At 65.3% G+C, this 17,700-nt stretch carries 18 protein-coding genes; 9 read left to right on the top strand and 9 right to left on the bottom strand.

The window, feature by feature from the left end; all coding sequences use genetic code 11:
* Window positions 1–23: 23 nt before the first annotated feature.
* Window positions 24–593 (top strand): TetR/AcrR family transcriptional regulator, encoded by a 570-nt coding sequence (locus ACNEOT_RS13630; RefSeq protein WP_415974547.1) that lies wholly within the window; start codon window positions 24–26, stop codon window positions 591–593.
* Here ACNEOT_RS13630 and ACNEOT_RS13625 read toward each other — a convergent pair.
* From ACNEOT_RS13625 to ACNEOT_RS13610, 4 genes are all read right to left on the bottom strand, one after another.
* A complete protein-coding gene (locus ACNEOT_RS13625) occupies window positions 574–1,860 on the bottom strand; it encodes a M16 family metallopeptidase (protein WP_415975159.1) in 1,287 nt (428 codons plus the stop codon). The two genes, ACNEOT_RS13630 and ACNEOT_RS13625, sit on opposite strands and share 20 nt — an antisense overlap.
* Before the next feature lie 67 nt (window positions 1,861–1,927).
* Window positions 1,928–4,189 (bottom strand): polyribonucleotide nucleotidyltransferase, encoded by a 2,262-nt coding sequence (locus tag ACNEOT_RS13620; protein ID WP_415974546.1) that lies wholly within the window; start codon window positions 4,187–4,189, stop codon window positions 1,928–1,930.
* Between the two features lie 394 nt (window positions 4,190–4,583).
* Window positions 4,584–4,853 carry a 30S ribosomal protein S15 gene (rpsO, locus tag ACNEOT_RS13615; protein WP_027496764.1) on the bottom strand — a complete coding sequence of 90 codons (270 nt, stop codon included), beginning with the start codon at window positions 4,851–4,853 and terminating at the stop codon, window positions 4,584–4,586.
* Window positions 4,854–4,987: 134 nt separating this feature from the next.
* A complete protein-coding gene (locus ACNEOT_RS13610; RefSeq protein WP_415974545.1) occupies window positions 4,988–5,956 on the bottom strand; it encodes a bifunctional riboflavin kinase/FAD synthetase in 969 nt (322 codons plus the stop codon).
* A gap of 148 nt (window positions 5,957–6,104) precedes the next feature.
* On the opposite strand from ACNEOT_RS13610, the gene ACNEOT_RS13605 reads away from it, so the two are divergent.
* Genes ACNEOT_RS13605 through ACNEOT_RS13590 form a run of 4 tightly spaced genes read left to right on the top strand, consistent with a single transcriptional unit; the run spans window position 6,105 to window position 9,476 of the window.
* Window positions 6,105–7,022, top strand: coding sequence for a metal ABC transporter substrate-binding protein (locus ACNEOT_RS13605; protein ID WP_415974544.1), 918 nt, complete (start codon window positions 6,105–6,107; stop codon window positions 7,020–7,022).
* A complete protein-coding gene (locus ACNEOT_RS13600; protein WP_415974543.1) occupies window positions 7,019–7,846 on the top strand; it encodes a metal ABC transporter ATP-binding protein in 828 nt (275 codons plus the stop codon). Before ACNEOT_RS13605 ends, ACNEOT_RS13600 begins: the two co-directional genes overlap by 4 nt.
* 3 nt (window positions 7,847–7,849) lie before the next feature.
* Complete coding sequence (locus ACNEOT_RS13595) at window positions 7,850–8,722, top strand: metal ABC transporter permease (RefSeq protein WP_415974542.1); 873 nt, start codon at window positions 7,850–7,852, stop codon at window positions 8,720–8,722.
* 19 nt (window positions 8,723–8,741) lie between these two features.
* On the top strand, window positions 8,742–9,476 hold the full coding sequence (locus ACNEOT_RS13590; protein WP_415975157.1) for a metal-dependent transcriptional regulator: 735 nt from the start codon (window positions 8,742–8,744) through the stop codon (window positions 9,474–9,476).
* 11 nt (window positions 9,477–9,487) lie between these two features.
* Here the strand turns inward: ACNEOT_RS13590 and truB are convergent, their stop codons facing one another.
* Genes truB through ACNEOT_RS13575 form a run of 3 tightly spaced genes read right to left on the bottom strand, consistent with a single transcriptional unit; the run spans window position 9,488 to window position 12,041 of the window.
* Window positions 9,488–10,420: a tRNA pseudouridine(55) synthase TruB gene (gene truB / locus ACNEOT_RS13585; protein WP_415974541.1), complete on the bottom strand. Its 933-nt coding sequence runs from the start codon at window positions 10,418–10,420 to the stop codon at window positions 9,488–9,490.
* A 35-nt stretch (window positions 10,421–10,455) separates the two neighbouring features.
* Window positions 10,456–11,121: a 4'-phosphopantetheinyl transferase Npt gene (npt, locus tag ACNEOT_RS13580; RefSeq protein WP_415974540.1), complete on the bottom strand. Its 666-nt coding sequence runs from the start codon at window positions 11,119–11,121 to the stop codon at window positions 10,456–10,458.
* Window positions 11,118–12,041, bottom strand: coding sequence for a metallophosphoesterase family protein (locus ACNEOT_RS13575; RefSeq protein WP_415974539.1), 924 nt, complete (start codon window positions 12,039–12,041; stop codon window positions 11,118–11,120). Before ACNEOT_RS13575 ends, npt begins: the two co-directional genes overlap by 4 nt.
* Window positions 12,042–12,267: 226 nt before the next feature.
* Between ACNEOT_RS13575 and ACNEOT_RS13570 the strand changes: the two genes are divergently transcribed.
* Genes ACNEOT_RS13570 through ACNEOT_RS13555 form a run of 4 tightly spaced genes read left to right on the top strand, consistent with a single transcriptional unit; the run spans window position 12,268 to window position 15,369 of the window.
* A complete protein-coding gene (locus ACNEOT_RS13570; protein ID WP_415975156.1) occupies window positions 12,268–12,660 on the top strand; it encodes a TOBE domain-containing protein in 393 nt (130 codons plus the stop codon).
* A 26-nt stretch (window positions 12,661–12,686) separates the two neighbouring features.
* Window positions 12,687–13,469 carry a molybdate ABC transporter substrate-binding protein gene (gene modA / locus ACNEOT_RS13565; protein ID WP_415975155.1) on the top strand — a complete coding sequence of 261 codons (783 nt, stop codon included), beginning with the start codon at window positions 12,687–12,689 and terminating at the stop codon, window positions 13,467–13,469.
* On the top strand, window positions 13,466–14,278 hold the full coding sequence (locus tag ACNEOT_RS13560; protein ID WP_415974538.1) for an ABC transporter permease: 813 nt from the start codon (window positions 13,466–13,468) through the stop codon (window positions 14,276–14,278). The genes modA and ACNEOT_RS13560 overlap by 4 nt, the downstream gene beginning before the upstream one ends.
* Window positions 14,275–15,369 (top strand): sulfate/molybdate ABC transporter ATP-binding protein, encoded by a 1,095-nt coding sequence (locus tag ACNEOT_RS13555; RefSeq protein ID WP_415974537.1) that lies wholly within the window; start codon window positions 14,275–14,277, stop codon window positions 15,367–15,369. Before ACNEOT_RS13560 ends, ACNEOT_RS13555 begins: the two co-directional genes overlap by 4 nt.
* Window positions 15,370–15,376: 7 nt before the next feature.
* Here ACNEOT_RS13555 and ACNEOT_RS13550 read toward each other — a convergent pair whose 3' ends face one another.
* Window positions 15,377–16,705 carry an MATE family efflux transporter gene (locus tag ACNEOT_RS13550; RefSeq protein WP_415974536.1) on the bottom strand — a complete coding sequence of 443 codons (1,329 nt, stop codon included), beginning with the start codon at window positions 16,703–16,705 and terminating at the stop codon, window positions 15,377–15,379.
* On the bottom strand, window positions 16,702–17,700 hold the full coding sequence (locus ACNEOT_RS13545; RefSeq protein ID WP_415974535.1) for a DHH family phosphoesterase: 999 nt from the start codon (window positions 17,698–17,700) through the stop codon (window positions 16,702–16,704). The genes ACNEOT_RS13550 and ACNEOT_RS13545 overlap by 4 nt, the downstream gene beginning before the upstream one ends.

Genomic DNA, 17,700 nt, shown 5'->3' with positions numbered 1-17,700 from the left:
CGAGAGTAGACAATGTCTACGTGATGGACAACCTCAGAACGCGACTGATCGACGCAGGTGTCCGATTGCTCGAGCGGGATGGACTCGACGGGCTGACCATCAGGGCGGTGACCCGCGAGGCGGGGGTGTCGCACGGTGCCCCACGGCGCTACTTCCCGACGTTGCACGCGCTCGCTGCGGCCGTGGCCCGAGTCGGTCTCGTCGATCTCGATGCAACGATGAAAGTTGCTGCGCAACAATCGGATTCGCCCCTGGCTGCGCTGGATGCGGTTGCCGACGCCTACGTGCAGTTCGCCGTCGAGCGACCGGCGATGTTCGCGTTGATCTTTCGACACGACATGCTCGAGGGTTCGGGTGAAAATCTTCGCGATACTTCACGCCCGCTGTTCCACGCTCTGATCGAGTCGATCCGAGCGGTCGCGCCGGAGAATCCACAGTTCGCAGCCCTACGACTGTGGACCTCCGTGCACGGGATAGCGGCGCTCAACTCCACCCGTGCATTCGAGCCGATCTCCGACTCTCCGTCGGTGACGGAGTTGACCCGCCGAGCAGTGCGCGACGTGATCGCGAACGTCAGCGAACGAGAGACTTGACCGACGCGGGCAGTTGCCGAACCGACTTGTAGGGCCCAACGACGGCCGCGCCGAAGGGACGATCGAGCAACAACGCCGCGACCTCGCGCACCTCGTCGTTGCCGACGCGATCGATACGCGCCAGAGTGTCGGTGATGTCGCGGTGATTGCCGTAGTTGAGTTCGCTTCTGCCGATGCGGTTCATTCGGGAACCCGAATCTTCGAGTCCGAGAACGAGTCCGCCGCGCAACGAGCCCTTGGCGCGAGCGCACTCCGCATCGGTGATGCCCTCGGCCGCAACCTTGGCCAGTACCTCGCGAATCACCGTGGTGACTTCGCCGAGATTTTCCGGCTGACACCCCGCGTACACCGAGAACGCGCCACTGTCGGCAAACGTGTCCACCGAGGAGTACACCGAGTACGCGAGACCCCGCTCTTCCCTGATCTCCTGGAACAGGCGCGAACTGAGTCCGCCGCCCACTGCCGAGTTGAGCACGGACAACGCCCAGCGGTGCCCTTCGTGACGCCCGAACGCCCGCACCCCGAGACACAGATGCGCCTGCTCGCTGTCCCGGGTGGTCAAGCTCAACGTTGGGGCATTGCGTAATCGCGCAGTGCCACCTCGCCTTTCGGCCGGGCGCATGCCCTTCTCCAGGTGACCGGAGAATGCGCGGCGCACGAGTGAGACGATCTGCTTGTGATCGACGTTGCCCGCAACGGCAACCACCATGCGCTGCGGCGTGTAGCGCCGAACGTGGAACGAGTGCAACTGCGCACGAGTCATCGACTCGATGGACTCGACGGAGCCGATGATCGGACGCCCGATGGGGTGATCACCGAACATGGCCTCCAGGAAGGCATCTCCCAGCAGATCCTCGGGATCGTCGTCGCGCATGGAGATCTCTTCGAGGACCACCTGCCGCTCGACGTCGACATCTGCCGATCGACACCGACCTCGAAGCACCACATCGCTGACGAGATCGATGGCGAGCGCGACGTCCTCGTCGAGTACGTGAGCATAGAAACAGGTGCTCTCCTTGGAGGTGAACGCGTTCAGCTCTCCCCCGACACCGTCCATTACCTGTGCGATCTCGAGTGCACTGCGCGTCGGCGTCGACTTGAACAGCAGATGTTCGAGGAAGTGCGCGGCACCGGCAACACTGGGCTGCTCGTCCCGTGAGCCGACTCCGACCCATACGCCGACCGAGGCCGAGCGCACACCGGGCACGAACTCGGTGACGATCCGGAGACCGCCGGGCAGAGTGGTGCGTTGCACACCCGTGTCGATGCCGGTGCTGTCTGGAACGGCCGAACGGTACGTCCCGAGGGGACGTACCGTTCGGCTCGGTTGCTTCTTACTCAGCGCTGACCTCGGCGGGTGCCTCGGGAGCGTCGGCGGGAGCAGCCGCGTTGTCGTCCTCGACGGGAACGAGGCTGATCTTGCCGCGGTTGTCGATATCGGCGATCTCGACGCGCAACTTGGATCCGACGCTCACGACGTCCTCGACCTTGTTGATGCGCTTGCCGTTACCGAGCTTGGAGATGTGCACCAGTCCGTCGCGGCCCGGGAGCAGCGAGACGAATGCGCCGAAAGCCGTTGTCTTGACGACGGTTCCGAGGAATCGCTCGCCGACCTTCGGCAGCTGCGGGTTGGCGATGGCGTTGATCATGTCGATCGCGGCCTGCGCGGACGGGCCGTCCGCTGCACCGACGTAGACAGTGCCGTCATCTTCGATCGAGATGTTGGCACCGGTCTGCTCGGTGATGGAGTTGATCATCTTGCCCTTGGGCCCGATGACCTCGCCGATCTTGTCCACGGGCACCTTGATCGCGGTGACGCGAGGTGCGTACGGGCTCATCTCGTCCGGGGTGTCGATGGCCTCGGCCATGACCTCGAGGATCGTCGTGCGAGCATCCTTGGCCTGCGACAGCGCGCCGGCGAGCACCTTGGAGGGGATGCCGTCGAGCTTGGTGTCGAGCTGCAGTGCGGTGACGAAGTCCTTGGTTCCGGCGACCTTGAAGTCCATGTCGCCGAACGCGTCCTCGGCACCGAGGATGTCGGTGAGCGCGACGTAGCGAGTTTCGCCGTCGACCTCGTCGGACACCAGGCCCATGGCAATTCCGGCAACCGGGGCGCGCAGCGGCACACCGGCATTGAGCAGCGACAGGGTCGATGCGCAGACCGAGCCCATCGAGGTCGAGCCGTTGGAGCTCAGTGCCTCGGAGACCTGACGGATGGCGTAAGGGAACTCTGCCTGGCTGGGCAGAACCGGCAGCAACGCGCGCTCGGCGAGTGCGCCGTGACCGATCTCGCGACGCTTGGGTGAACCGACGCGACCGGTCTCACCGGTGGAGTACGGCGGGAAGTTGTAATGGTGCATGTAGCGCTTGGACGTCTCGGGCCCGAGCGAGTCGACCTGCTGCGCCATCTTGACCATGTCGAGGGTGGTGACGCCCAGGATCTGCGTCTCGCCACGCTCGAACAGGGCCGATCCGTGGGTACGCGGAATGATCGCGACCTCGGCGGACAGCGACCGGATGTCGGTGATGCCGCGGCCGTCGATGCGGAAGTGATCGGTGAGGATGCGCTGGCGAACCGACTTCTTGGTCAGTGCGCGGAATGCGGCACCGATCTCCTTCTCGCGGCCGGCGAAGCTGTCTCCGACCGACGTCAGAACCTGAGCCTTGACCTCGTCGAGCTTGCTCTCGCGCTCGGCCTTGCCCGCGATGGTCAGTGCCTCGTTCAGCGGGATCTTCGCGGCGTTCTCGACGGCTTCGAAGACATCCGACTGGTATGCCGGGAAGACGGGGTAGTCGCCGGTGGGCTTGGCTGCCTTGGACGCCAGCTCCTGCTGCGCGGTGCAGAGTGCCGCGATGAAGGGCTTGGACGCTTCGAGGCCCTCGGCGACGACCGACTCGTTGGGGGCGGTGGCGCCACCTTCGATGAGTTCGATGACGTTCTCGGTGGCCTCGGCTTCGACCATCATGATGGCGACGTCTGCGTCGGCACCGGAGCCGGAGACGATGCGGCCGGCGACGACCATGTTGAACACGGCCTTGCCGAGCTGCTCGTTGGTCGGGAAGGCGACCCACTGCTTGTCGATCAGTGCGACGCGAACGCCACCGATCGGGCCGGAGAACGGCAGTCCGGCGATCTGCGTCGAGGCCGATGCCGCGTTGATCGCGACGACGTCGTACAGATCGGCGGGGTTGAGGCTCATGACCGTGATGACGACCTGGATCTCGTTGCGCAGTCCGTCGACGAACGTCGGACGCAGCGGCCGGTCGATCAGGCGGCAGGTGAGGATGGCGTCGGTGGACGGACGGCCCTCGCGGCGGAAGAACGATCCGGGGATACGGCCCGCGGCGTACATACGCTCTTCGACGTCGACCGTCAGCGGGAAGAAATCGAACCCTTCACGGGGGTGCTTGCCTGCGGTCGTTGCCGACAGCAGCATGGTGTCCTCGTCGAGGTACGCGGCGACTGCGCCTGCGGCCTGCTGTGCGAGGCGGCCGGTCTCGAAGCGGATGGTCCGCTTGCCGAACGTGCCGTTGTCGATGATCGCGGTTGCTTCGTAGACGCCTTCTTCGACGTCCAAGGTTGTGGTTTCCGACATGTGTTCTGTTCTCGTCCTCTCGTCTTTGCCGTGCCCGCGTGGACACACCGCAAGCCCTCCTGGCTGCGGCGGCATACCCGTGCCGTCCATCTCCGAGAGTGCTCTCGGGACGCGGCTGAGCGGAGGCGGCCATCGATCGAAGCCCATCGGATCTCGTATCCGAAAGGCCACTACCGAAGACCGACACCACGTCGTGACAGGCATACACGGCGGTGTGCGGATGCCGTGCATCCGCTTTTCTCGTGCTGGCGAAACTGTTCTTGCATTACAAACACAGATAGCCAACGAGGAACAGTCTAAGCACTGCCTCGTTGGCTACTGCACTATTGCTGCGAGTCGGGTGCGCACCGGCGCGTCGAACCCTGCATCGGTGCCATCCTCGCGTCGCTGAAGACTATCGACGCAGACCCAGACGCTCGATGAGCGAGCGGTAGCGGGTGACGTCGACCTTCGCGATGTACTTGAGCAGACGACGACGACGTCCGACCAGCAGCAGCAGGCCGCGGCGGGAGTGGTGGTCGTGCTTGTGCATCTTGAGGTGCTCGGTCAAGTCGACGATGCGCTTGGTGAGCATTGCAACCTGCGCCTCGGGCGAGCCCGTGTCGGTGGGGTGCAAGCCGTACTCGCCGAGAACGGCCTTCTTCTGTTCTGTGGTCAATGCCACTGGGAATACTCCTGATCAATGACGTCCGCGTGAAAGGAAGCAACGCATGCCGATCGAACGACCGAGGTCGACACGATGGGATCGAAGCCGGTACAGCCGCCACGGACCGCAGCGAGCACCGAGGGGACAGCCTATCAGGCCGTGCTCGCCGCCAGAATCGAGCGGGCCCGCTCGGCGTCGCGTCCCATTTCCTCCACGAGCGCTTCCATCGAGTCGAACTTCTCCATGCCGCGCAGCCGCTCGACGAAGTCGACCGCGACATGCTGCCCGTACAAGTCGGCCTCACCGTCGAGTACGAATGCCTCGACAGTCCTCGTACGACCCGAGAACGTGGGATTGGTACCCACGGACACGGCGGCCGGATGCCGCTCCCCCGGAGTGACCGTCCCCATGATCGGACCGGGCCCCAGCACGGTGAACCACGCGGCGTAGACGCCGTCGGCGGGAATGGCCGAGTACATGGGCGGCGCGACATTGGCTGTGGGATAACCCATTTGGCGACCACGCCCGTCACCGTGCACGACGACACCCTCGACACGATGCGGTCGGCCGAGTGCGGCAGCAGCTGCCGCGACGTCGCCGGCGTCCACACACGATCTGATGTAGGTCGAGGAGAACGTCACGGCATGCTCGGCGAGCAGGTTCACTCCGTCGACTGCGAAACCCGACCGTTCGCCGATCTTTCGCAGCATGGGAACCGTGCCGAGCGCCTTCTTCCCGTAGGTGAAGTTCTCGCCCACGACGACCTCTGCGACGTGCAGGCGCTCGATCAGAATTTCGTGAACGTAGCGCTCGGGCGTGAGCTTCATCAGCTCGGGCGTGAACGGCATGACGCAGAACACGTCGATGCCCAGTTTCTCGGCCAGTTCGGCTCGCCTCGTCAGGGTGGTCAGCTGAGCAGGATGACTACCCGGCCGCACGACTTCCATCGGGTGGGGATCGAACGTCATCAGCACGCTGGGAACACCGCGATTCTTCGCCGCGGCGACCGCCCGCCCGATCAGTTGTGCGTGTCCGCGGTGAACGCCGTCGAAGACGCCGATCGTGAGCACGCACCTGCCCCAGTCGGCAGGCACATCGTCGAGACCTCGCCATCTCTGCACACCGCGAAGCCTACGGCCCGACGGCCGCTCGGTCACCCTCGGACGGGCGTGTCGCGTCCGTCGGGTATGGACAAAAAGGTATCCCCACGGTAAATATTTCGGTGTGCCTAACTTATTTCTTCGACAGCGTGGATATCGCGTCGTGCGAATGCTCGCGAGCTGGGCCGTGGCCGGAGCACTGGTGGCAGCCTCGAGCAGCTGCGCCCGCGCCGTGGGCGAGGAGGATCCGACCGTGCTCGACGACGGCAGACCTCTGGTTCTGACAACGTTCACCGTGCTCGCCGATATGGCCGCCAACGTCGCCGGTAACCACCTGAGAGTGGAATCGATCACAAAAGCCGGGGCCGAGATCCACGGGTACGAACCGACGCCAGGAGACCTGCGTACGGCCGAGCAGGCCGAGCTGATCCTGGACAACGGACTCGGACTGGAGGCCTGGTTCGAGAAATTCGTCGAACGAATACCGGCACCCCATGCCGTGGTGAGTGCGGACGTCGATCCGATCTACATTCGCGACGATGCCTACGCGGGCAAGGCGAACCCACATGCCTGGATGTCACCGGTCGTCGCGGAGACGTACGTCGAGAATATCGCCGACGCCTTCGTCGCCCTCGACCCCGCCAACACCGACGACTACCGATCGAACGCAGCCGAGTACATCGGGCAACTCCGCGAGGTGGGCGCAGAACTCGCTGCAGATCTGGCTGCACTGCCCGAGCGTCAACGTGCGCTCGTCACCTGCGAGGGCGCGTTCGGATACCTTGCCCGCGACTTCGACCTGCAGGAGGCATACCTGTGGCCGGTCAACGCCGAGCAGGAAGGGACGCCGAAGCAGGTGGTCCGCACCATCGACTTCGTTCGGGACAACGACGTACCTGCTGTGTTCTGCGAGTCGACCGTCTCGGACAAGGCGCAGCTCCAGGTCGCCGAAGACACCGGCGCTCGTTTCGGCGGACAGCTCTACGTCGATTCACTGAGCGATGTGACCGGGCCAGTCCCCACGTACCTGGATCTACTGCGCTACGACGCACGGTTGATCGCCGACGCTCTGGTAGGAGAACGATGACCCAGCACACAGGGACCCCGAGTGACAAGCTGACGGCGCTGACGATCGACACCGTCAACGTCCGATATCGCGACGTCGTGGCTCTCGTCGATGCCAGCCTCACGCTCGAATCCGGCCGAGTCTGCGGGCTGGTCGGAATGAACGGATCGGGCAAATCGACGCTGTTCAAGGCCGTCATGGGAGTGGTCAAGCCGAACTCCGGCTCGATCACCGTGTTCGGCGGTGACCCCGCCCAGGCGCGCAGAGCCGGCACGGTCAGCTACGTGCCCCAGGCCGAATCGGTGGACTGGACCTTTCCGATCAGCGTGCGCGACGTCGTGATGATGGGGCGGTACGGCAAGCAGAACTTCTTCCGCACTCCCCGAGCAGCCGATCGACGTGCCGTCGACGAGGCACTGCAGCGCGTCGACCTCGCCGACCTCGCGAGCCGTCAGATCGGCCAGCTCTCGGGCGGCCAACGCAAGCGCGCGTTCGTCGCTCGCGCCATCGCCCAGGAGGCGTCCTTGTTGTTGCTCGACGAGCCTTTCGCCGGAGTGGACAAGAAGACCGAAGCCACCATCACCCGGCTGCTCCGTGAACTCGCAGGCGACGGTGCCTCCGTTCTCGTGTCGACCCATGACTTGCATGCACTCCCGGAGCTGTGCGACGAAGCGATACTGCTGCAGCAGCGGGTGCTGATGCACGGCAGTCCGGCCGAGGTACTGCGCCCGGAGAACTTGGCACTCGCCTTCGGCATCGACCCCTCCAGAGTCGGGGAGCTGGGTGCAGGCACCTCGCCGTTCATCGATCCGACATCGGGCACACCGGCCCCGAAAGCGAGCTGAACCGTGTATCTCGTCGACTTTCTCGTCGATCCCCTCGAATACACCTTCATGCAACGGGCTCTCCTGGTCACCGTCACCGCGTCGATCGTGTGCGCGGTGCTCAGCTGTTGGCTCGTCCTCATCGGCTGGTCGCTGATGGGCGACGCCGTCTCACACGCCGTTCTGCCCGGCGTCGCGCTGTCGTATCTGCTCGGAGCACCGTTCGCGGTCGGAGCGCTTCTGTTCGCCCTCATCGCGGTCGGTGCCATCGGCGTCGTTCGCAACACCACCATCGTCAAGGAGGACGCCGCCATCGGCGTCGTCTTCACCACCCTGTTCGCGCTCGGCGTCGTCCTGATCTCGAAGTTTCCCAGCCAGATCGACCTCAACCACATCCTGTTCGGCAATCTGCTCGGCGTCTCGCAGGCAGACATGGTCCAGGTGTTCGTACTCGGTGGCATTGCGTTGGCCGTCATGATCGTCAAACGTCGCGACTTCACGCTCTTCGCCTTCGACCGCACCCAAGCTCGCGCGGTCGGCATCAACCCGACGGTCATCTCTGCCGTGATGCTGACCCTGCTGGCCTTGACGACCGTCGTTGCCCTCCAGGCCGTCGGCGTGATCCTCGTGGTGGCGATGCTCATCACTCCCGGGGCGTCGGCGTATCTGCTCACGCACAGTTTCGGGCGAATGCTGGTGTTGGCTCCGCTCATCTCGGTGGGATGCGCGCTGGTGGGGATCTATGCCAGCTTCTATCTCGACGTCTCTTCCGGTGGCAGCGTCGTGTTGACCCAGGGGCTGGTCTTCGTCCTCGCCTACCTGTTCAGTCCCTCCCAGGGCATCGTGGTGCGTGCTCTGCGGCACCGCGGCCAGGTGCCGGTCGCCCCGGCCGGGTGAGATGTCTTTTTCCATTGGATTGCCTAAGCTCGGCGACGTGGTGCAACGAAAAGACGATCCTGCTTCGGCCGCCGAAGGCGTCCAGCTCTCGGCGGTTGCGCAGGATTACCTCAAGGTCATCTGGACCGCCAGCGAATGGAGCGAGGATTCCGTCAGCACGAAGATGCTCTCCGAACGCATCGGCGTGTCGGCCTCGACGGTGTCCGAGGCGATTCGCAAGCTCGCCGACCAGGGCATGGTCGACCACGCCCGCTACGGGGCGATTTCGCTCACCGAGAAGGGCCGACTGGCTGCCATCGGAATGGTCCGTCGGCACCGTCTGATCGAGACCTACCTGGTTCGCGAACTGGGCTACGGCTGGGACGAAGTGCACGACGAGGCCGAAATCCTCGAACATGCCGTATCCGACCTCATGATGGACCGCATCGACGCAAAACTCGGCCATCCCGCACGGGATCCGCACGGAGACCCGATTCCCTCGGTCGACGGCGCGATCGACACACCGTCCGCGACCCGTCTGAGCGAGTACCTCGACGGACAATCCGGCCGAGTTGCAAGAATCTCCGATTCCGACCCCGCGATGCTCCGCTATTTCGACTCCGTCGGCATCACGCTCGACCTTCCGATCACGGTGATAGAACGCCGCGACTACGCAGGCACCGTCGCCATCGAACTCGGTCGCACCGAGGCCACGGATTCCATCGACCTCGGCCACCGCGCCGCAGAGGCGATCTGGATGGTTCCGGCGAACTGACGTCGAACGGCTCAGTGCCCGCGCAGGGTCGCGGGCCGCACGACCATGACAGAGCTGGCTCGCTTGCCCTTCTCCTGGAGCAGAGCGATGGTGTGCCCCGTCGGATCGACGGCCGCGTAGACGCCGTCGATTCCGACGGGGTCGAGCCACCGACCCTGGCTCAGCGATTCCGCCTCCGCCGCATCGATCTGCCGGTGTGGAAACGCCGTGCGCGCGGCCTCGTCGATGTCCAGGCTGACGGCCGGATCATCGGCCAGTTCTTCCAGGGTCCGTGCGTGCTCGAGCGTGAACGGCCCGACGCGGGTACGGCGTAGCACCGTCAGGTGACCGCCGACACCCAGTGCTGCGCCGAGATCACGAGCCAGAGCCCGCACGTACGTCCCCGACGTGCAGTCGACCTCGACATCGAGATCTACGAAAGCCGATTCGCTCTCGACCACATCGCGCCTGGCCGTCACGTCGAACCGGGTGACGCTCACCTTGCGGGCATTCAGGGTGAACTCCTCGCCTGCGCGGGACAACTTGTGTGCTCGCTGACCGTCGACCTTGATGGCGCTGACACTCGCAGGAACCTGCTCGATGTCGCCGGTCAGAGCGGCTATCGCGGCCGCGATATCGGCATCGGACACGTGCTGCGCCGCGACGTCCACCAGGACGTCGCCCTCGGCGTCGTCGGTCGTCGTGCTTCGGCCCAAGCGCACGGTCGCGGTATAGGACTTGGTGGTCAGCGACAGCAGTCCGAGCATCTTGGTCGCACGCTCCACACCGAGCACGAGCACGCCTGTCGCCATGGGATCCAGAGTTCCCGCGTGACCGACCTTCCGCGTGCGCAACAGCTTTCGGCACGACGCAACGACATCGTGGCTCGTCACACCCGGCCCCTTGTCGACCACCAGCAGGCCGGCACCGACGAGACCGGACGAAATCTTTTCGCGAGCACTCACGAGTGAGCATTGTGCCAGGCTCGCCGAGCCGGTCGTCACATCACCGAGATCGCGGTCATCACCAGACCGCCCGCCACCAACCATCGACCGTCGAACGCCGTCAGAGGTGGCCCGGAGACCGTGTCGCCCGGTACCAGCAGCTCGGAGTGGAAGGTTCCCGAGATGTCGTCGCCGGAGCCGGTGCGCTCGAAGGTGATGTGCGCATCCTCGAAACCGAGCCACCGTCCGGTCAGCGGCTCCCAGGCCTTGTACGTGGCTTCCTTGGCGCAGAACAACACTCGATCCCAGTGGACGTCCTCACGTCCCGCGGTCGCGAGCCACTCCCGTTCGGCTTCGAGGCTCACTGCATCGAGCACACCGTCCGGTAATGGTCCGTGCGGCTCGGCGTCGATCCCCACCGATCGCACCTGCATCGAGTAGGCCAGCACGGCACCGCGATATCCGTCGCAGTGCGTCAACGATCCGACCACACCCTTCGGCCACTGCGGTGCACCGGATTTGCCGCGCATGATCGGGGCCGGCTCGACGCCCAGCTTCTCCATCGCCACACGCGCACAGTGCCGTGCCGAGGTGAATTCACGCTTGCGCTTGTCCACTGCCTTGGCCACCAACGGAGCTTCGAGCGGATGCGGCGTCAATCCCGGTGGATCGGCGAACAATTCGGCCGAGACGACACCGTTGGGGAGTATCGATTCGATCACTTGCCGGCCCTCATATTCTCGACCTCTGCCTCCATCTCGGGCGTCACCGTGAAGTGACCGCCCCATTTGTTCAGCGCACCCGGCGGATATTCGGGGACCGGAAGAATTTGTCGCAGAACGTTTTTCGGTAGACCGCGGCGCTGCCATTCACGGGGGTAGCCCACCGACACCTCCTCGAAACGGACACCATCGTAATAGGTGGTCCGCGGGATGTGCAGGTGCCCGTACACCGAGCAGATCGCGTTGTAGCGCGTGTGCCAATCCGCCGTCAGGGTGGACCCACACCACAGCGCGAACTCCGGGTAGAACAACACCTCGGTCGGCTGCCGAACCATCGGGAAGTGGTTGATCAGCACGGTCGGAACGGTGGTGTCCAGCGCGTCGAGGCGGTCTCTGGTGGCATCGATACGCGCGTGACACCACGCGTCTCGCGTCGCATACGGCTGCGAGGACAACAGGAATTCGTCCGTGGCGACAACGTTCTTCTCGCGTGCGATCGCGAGACCGTGCTCCTTGTCTCGAGCTCCGCGTGGCAGGAACGTGTAGTCGTAGAGCAGGAACATCGGCACGATCGTCGCCGGGCCACCCTCACCCTCCCACCGCAGATACGGGTCTTCCGGGGTGACGACATCGATCTCGCGGCACATGTTGACCAAGTACTCGTATCGGGCCGCTCCGTGAATCTGGACAGGATCTTTGACCGTCGTCCACAGCTCATGGTTTCCGGGAACCCAGATGACCTTCGCGAAACGGCTACGGAGCAGTTCGAGTGCCCACTTGATGTCGTCGGTCTTCTCCGACACGTCACCGGCAACGATCAGCCAGTCCTCGGGCGATTCGGGAAAGATGTCCTCGGTGACGGGCCGGTTGCCCCGATGTCCGACGTGAATGTCGCTCACTGCCCACAGCTTCGCTACCACTGAAAATTCCTTCCGATGTGCTCGGCCGCCGGCGTCCGATCGCCGAAACCGTCCGAGAACGTGTCAACGTTCAATACTCCACGCAGATTCCTCGGCAGATCTCGTTGGGGTGAGACGACGCGTCACCGACAGCGAGATCCCCGCTCCTCATCCGCAATTTCGGGTATATGGTGCCAACCATGACCTATTTGCGGATACAGCCCGCAGTGCGGGCGTCCAGGTGACGGTGCCCCCCGTCCGCGTTCGAGACGCCGCGGCACTCCTCGGCGTCAGTGACGACACAGTGCGCAGATGGATGGACAGCGGCGCACTCGCCTCGCACGAGGACGACACCGGACGCAAGGTCATCGCCGGACGGGACCTGGCCGAGTACGCACGCGAGCACGCCGTACCCCCGCCGGAGATCTCGTCGGGCGGTAGCTCCGCGCGCAACCGACTCGTCGGATTGGTCACCGAGGTCGTCTCTGACGCGGTGATGAGCGAGGTGAGCATGCAGTGTGGACCGTTCACGATCGTGTCCCTGATGAGCACCCGCTCGGTTCGTGAACTGGGGCTCGAACCCGGCAAGGTCACCGTCGCAGTCGTCAAGGCGACGACCGTCATCGTCGAGACACCGTAGAAACGCAGGAGATACTCGTGACAACGATGCGTCCGATATCCACGGCACTGGCCGCTGCCGCCCTGATCCTCGTCGGGTGCACCTCGCAACCCGGTGCGACCGCACCCGATGCGACCACCGACGGAAGCGCAGTCGAGGGCGAGATGACGGTTTTCGCCGCGGCATCGCTCCGCGCGAGCTTCACCGATCTCGGTACGCGATTCGAGGCCGAACATCCCGGTACCTCGGTGGAGTTCAGCTTCGCGGGCTCCTCCGACCTGGCCGCGCAGCTGATCTCCGGCGCGCCTGCCGATGTCTTCGCCTCGGCGGATACGAAGAACATGACGAAAACGGTCGATGCCGGCCTCGTCGCGGGCAATCCCGTCGACTTTGCCTCCAACACCCTGACCATCGTCACCGCACCAGGTAACCCGGAAGGCATCACGTTCTTCGCCGATCTGGCGAACCCAGACGTCCTGACGGTGATCTGCGCACCCCAGGTGCCGTGCGGCGCGGCGACGGCGACCGTCGAGGCCGCGACCGGCACGACCATCCCGGCAGTGAGCGAAGAATCCTCGGTCACCGATGTGCTGGGCAAGGTCACCTCGGGACAGGCCGATGCCGGACTGGTCTACGTCACCGACGCTGCCGGGGCAGGCGAGGCCGTGACCTCGGTACCCTTCGAGGAGTCGAGCGAGGCCGTCAACACCTACCCGATCGCTGCACTGAGCGGTTCCCGCAACGAAGCCACAGCTCGCGCATTCACCGATTTCGTCACCGGACCCGTCGGCCTGGACGTGCTGGACCGAGCCGGTTTCGGGGCACCGTGACCGGACAACCCGCAGGCCCCAGGAGTCCGACCGTCGGTGTGCCGCTCTGGATTTTCGTTCCGGCCGCTCTCGGGGCGCTTGTCGTCGTGGCCCCCTTGGCTGCAATGTTCACCCGAATCGACTGGTCGAATTTTCTCGGGCTCGTCACCTCGGAATCCGCGGTTGCGGCGCTGATCCTGAGCCTGAAGACCGCGACAGCCAGCACCGTGATGTGCCTGCTTCTGGGCGTTCCGATGGCAATCGTGCTCTCGCGCAGCTCGATTCGGGGACTGCCGATCCTTCGCTCCCTCGTCGTACTGCCCCTGGTTCTGCCCCCGGTGGTCGGCGGCATTGCGCTGCTGTACACCTTCGGACGCCAGGGCCTGTTGGGCGAACATCTCGATGCCTTCGGGATTCGAATCGCGTTCACGACCACGGCCGTCGTATTGGCACAGGTGTTCGTGTCGTTGCCGTTTCTCGTCGTCAGCGTCGAAGGTGCCCTGCGTACGGCCGGTGACCGCTACGACGTGGTGGCTGCCACCCTCGGTGCCACCCCCACGACCGTCCTGAGGCGGGTCACCGTCCCGCTGATACTCCCCGGACTGATCTCCGGGACCGTTCTCGCTTTCGCACGTGCACTGGGAGAATTCGGAGCGACGTTGACCTTCGCCGGCTCGCTCGAGGGCGTCACCAGGACGCTCCCCCTAGAAATCTATCTCCAGCGCGAGGCCGATCCCGATGCCGCGGTGGCACTGTCGCTGGTGCTGATACTGGTGGCTGGGCTCGTTGTCGTCACCGCCCGCAGTACTCGGTCGTCGGGAACGATGTGAGCGCACTGCACCTACGCGCCACGCTCGGGGTCCGCAAAATCGACCTCGAACTGGACGCCGTCGAGGGTGAGACCGTCGCCATTCTCGGGCCCAACGGGGCAGGCAAATCGACTCTGCTGCAGCTCGTCTCGGGTGTGGCCGTACCGGACAACGGGCTCGTCCGGCTCGGCGAGGACGTACTGACCGACACCGCCTCCAAGACCGTCGTGCCGATTCACGCCCGCGGCGTCGCGACTCTCGCACAGGACGCCCTGCTGTTTCCCCACATGACCGCGCGCACCAACGTGGCCTTCGCACCACGCAGTGCCGGGGCGAACCGGTCCGCCGCCGGGGCCGTGGCCGACAGGTGGCTCGACGCGGTCGGTGCCTCCCACCTGGCCGATCGCCGTCCAGGCCAGCTGTCCGGCGGTCAGGCCCAACGTATCGCCATCGCGCGCGCTCTGGCGGCCGATCCTAAGCTGCTGCTGCTCGACGAACCCCTGGCGGCCCTGGATGTCGATACGGCTCCGGCCATTCGGCGAGTGCTGCGCGCGGTGTTGCGCGAGAGCGCTCGCACGGCCTTGATCGTGACCCACGATCTGCTGGACGTCGTCGCGCTCGCCGATTCCGTCGCGGTCGTCGAGGGTGGACGCGTCGTCGAGCGAGGCTCGGTCGCGGAGGTGCTCACCGCGCCCCGAAGCGAGTTCGGTGCCCGCATCGCCGGGGTGAACCTGCTGTCCGGCCGCGCGGTCGACGCCGACGACACGACGACTCTGAACACGAGTTGGGGGTTGCAGGTTCATGGCTCGGGCCGGTACGACACCGGAACTGCGCTGGTCGCTGTGTTCTCCCCCGCCGCCGTCTCGGTGCACCCGACTGCCCCGCACGCCAGCCCCCGCAACGTCTTCGAGGTGGAGATCGAGGAGCTGGAGGTACAGGGGTCGGGAATCCGCGTCCGGTCACGTCCGCATCCCGACGGCTCCCCCGGGATGGCTGCCGACATCACTCCCGCTGCCGTGTCCGATCTCGGGCTCGAACCGGGCCGCACGGTGTTCTTCGTCGTCAAGAGCCGCGAGGTGGCCCTGCACCCTGCGTTACCGTCGCAGTCCTGACAGCGGGCTACGTGCGTAGTTGTCGATCGCTGCCGATCACCAGCCATTTTCCGGACAGCACCCGGCCCGCGACCGCGATCATGCGCAGGGCGACGAAGACACCGAGACCGATCCAGATACCGACCAATCCCCAGTCGAACACCAGGGCCGACCAGATGAACGGCAGAAAGCCCACGACGGCGCACGCCATGGTCGCGTTCCGCAGAAACGCTGCATCGCCGCTGCCGAGCAGCACCCCGTCCAAGGCGAATACGACCCCGGCAATGGGAATGATCGCGACGAAGATCCACCAGATCGCATGCATCTGGTCGATGACCGACACATCTGCGGTGAACAGATCAGGAACGAACGACCGCCCGACGGCGAACACGCAGGCGAGGACAACCGCGAATACCGTCGACCATGCGGTCAAGCGCCACGCGAGTGCGCGCGCGTCCTCGGTCCTGCCGGCCCCCAGGGCGGCACCCACAAGGGTCTGGGCGGCAATTGCCAGTGAATCGAGCATCAACGACACCAGGTTCCACAAGTGCAGCACCACCTGGTTGGCGGCGACCGAGGCCGCCCCGAACCTCGACGCGACGGCAGCAGCGGACAGGAAGCAGGCTTGGAACGCCAGACTGCGCACGATCAGGTCACGGCCCAGCACCAGTTGCGCACGCATCACCGACCATCGCGGGCGCAGGTCGGTGCCTTGTCGCACGACTGCGGCGACGAACAGCGCGCCGGCGACGGCCTGGCCGATCACGTTCGCCACAGCCGATCCCACCAGCTCCAGGCGCGGGAATCCGAGCAGACCGTGAACCAGAAGCGGGCACAGCACCGCTGACACACCGAAGCCGAACACGACGAATCGCAGAGGCGTCACCGTGTTCTGAACCCCGCGCATCCATCCGTTTCCGGCCAGGGAGACCAGGATGAACGGCACACCCAGCAGAGCCACCCGAAGCCACGCGAGCGCCTCGGCCGCGATGTCGCCACCGCCGGTGAGCACCGACACCACGGGTTCGGCCGCAAGCTGCACGAGGGCGACGATCGCACTACCGATGACGAAGGCCAGCCAGGTTGCCTGCACACCCTCACCCACCGCGTCGCCGCCGCGACCGGCACCGTGCATGCGGGCCGCTCGCGCGGTGGTGCCGTAGGACAGGAAGGTCAACTGGGTGCTCACCTGAGCCAACACCAGTCCGCCGATGGCCAGGCCGGCGAGAGCCAGCGCACCGAGTCGGCCGACCACCGCTGCGTCGAACAACAGGTAGAGGGGTTCGGCGGCGAGGACACCCAAAGAGGGAAGCGACAAGCCGAGGATTTTCCGAGCGGTGACCGGGGTGGAGCTCACGACGCCGACAGTGCCTCGCACAGCGCATCGATCACGACGGCGAGTTCACCCGTGGCGGTGTAACCGGCCGCGTTGCGGTGCCCACCACCGCCGAGACGACACGCCACCGCCGAGACATCCACCTCGGTCTTCGAGCGCAACGAGACCACCCAGACCGCGCCGAAGTCCTGCTGCTTCAACACTGCTGCCACCTCGGCTTCGGAGGTGGTGCGCACGATGTCGATCACGCTCTCGATCTCCTCGGACCGCATTCCGGCCGCATCCTCGCTCCGAATGACCGCGTACACCAGCCCCCGGCCGTCGCCGGCGTCGGGAATCAACGACGCTGAACCGAGAACCGTGCCGAGCATCGGCAGCCAGTCGAACGGATGGGTGTCCAGTAACTTGCGTGCGATGTGTGCGCCGTCGATCCCCGTGGCCAGCAGCCTTTCTGCGAGCAGATGCGAACCGGGGCGGACCCAACGGAACGAACCGGTGTCGGTGACCAGGCCTGCGAACAGCAGATGTGCGAGATCGGCGTCGATCTCGACACCCCACAGGTCCAACAGTCGGGTGATCACCGCGGTGGTCGACTCCGCGGATGCATCCACCACGTTCAGCGTTCCGAATCGAGTGTTGCTGCGGTGATGATCGATGACGAGGCTGGCCGAGGCGGTATCGAGTCGCTCGCCCAGCGAGCCCAGCCGACCCCGACTTCCCGCGTCCACCGTGACCACCAGGTCGACGGTATCGGCGACCTTGTCGGCGTCGACCAGAAGGTGCAGGCCCGGCAGCTCGTCCATCGACTCGGGCAGAGACGCCGGTGCAGCGAACGCCACCTGGACGCTCGCGCCGCGACGTTCGAGTACCGAACCGAGCGCGAGCCCACTCCCGATCGTGTCCGCATCGGGCTGAACGTGACACAGCACGGTCACCGAGGATGCGCGTTCGAGCATGTCGATCGCCCGCGCCAGATCCTCGTCCGTCTCCGAAACTGTCCCCGAACCGTCGGACAT

Source organism: Rhodococcus sp. 077-4 (assembly GCF_047782425.1).
In the GTDB taxonomy this organism is placed as follows: domain Bacteria; phylum Actinomycetota; class Actinomycetes; order Mycobacteriales; family Mycobacteriaceae; genus Rhodococcoides.
This window is presented reverse-complemented; position numbering and strand designations above follow the sequence as displayed.

Coding starts and splice junctions, on each gene's coding strand:
- ACNEOT_RS13630 (WP_415974547.1), top strand. CDS start 24: ATGGACAACCTCAGAACGCGACTGATCGACGCAGGTGTCCGATTGCTC.
- ACNEOT_RS13620 (WP_415974546.1), bottom strand. CDS start 4,189: ATGTCGGAAACCACAACCTTGGACGTCGAAGAAGGCGTCTACGAAGCA.
- ACNEOT_RS13605 (WP_415974544.1), top strand. CDS start 6,105: ATGCTCGCGAGCTGGGCCGTGGCCGGAGCACTGGTGGCAGCCTCGAGC.
- ACNEOT_RS13600 (WP_415974543.1), top strand. CDS start 7,019: ATGACCCAGCACACAGGGACCCCGAGTGACAAGCTGACGGCGCTGACG.
- modA (WP_415975155.1), top strand. CDS start 12,687: ATGCGTCCGATATCCACGGCACTGGCCGCTGCCGCCCTGATCCTCGTC.
- ACNEOT_RS13545 (WP_415974535.1), bottom strand. CDS start 17,700: ATGTCCGACGGTTCGGGGACAGTTTCGGAGACGGACGAGGATCTGGCG.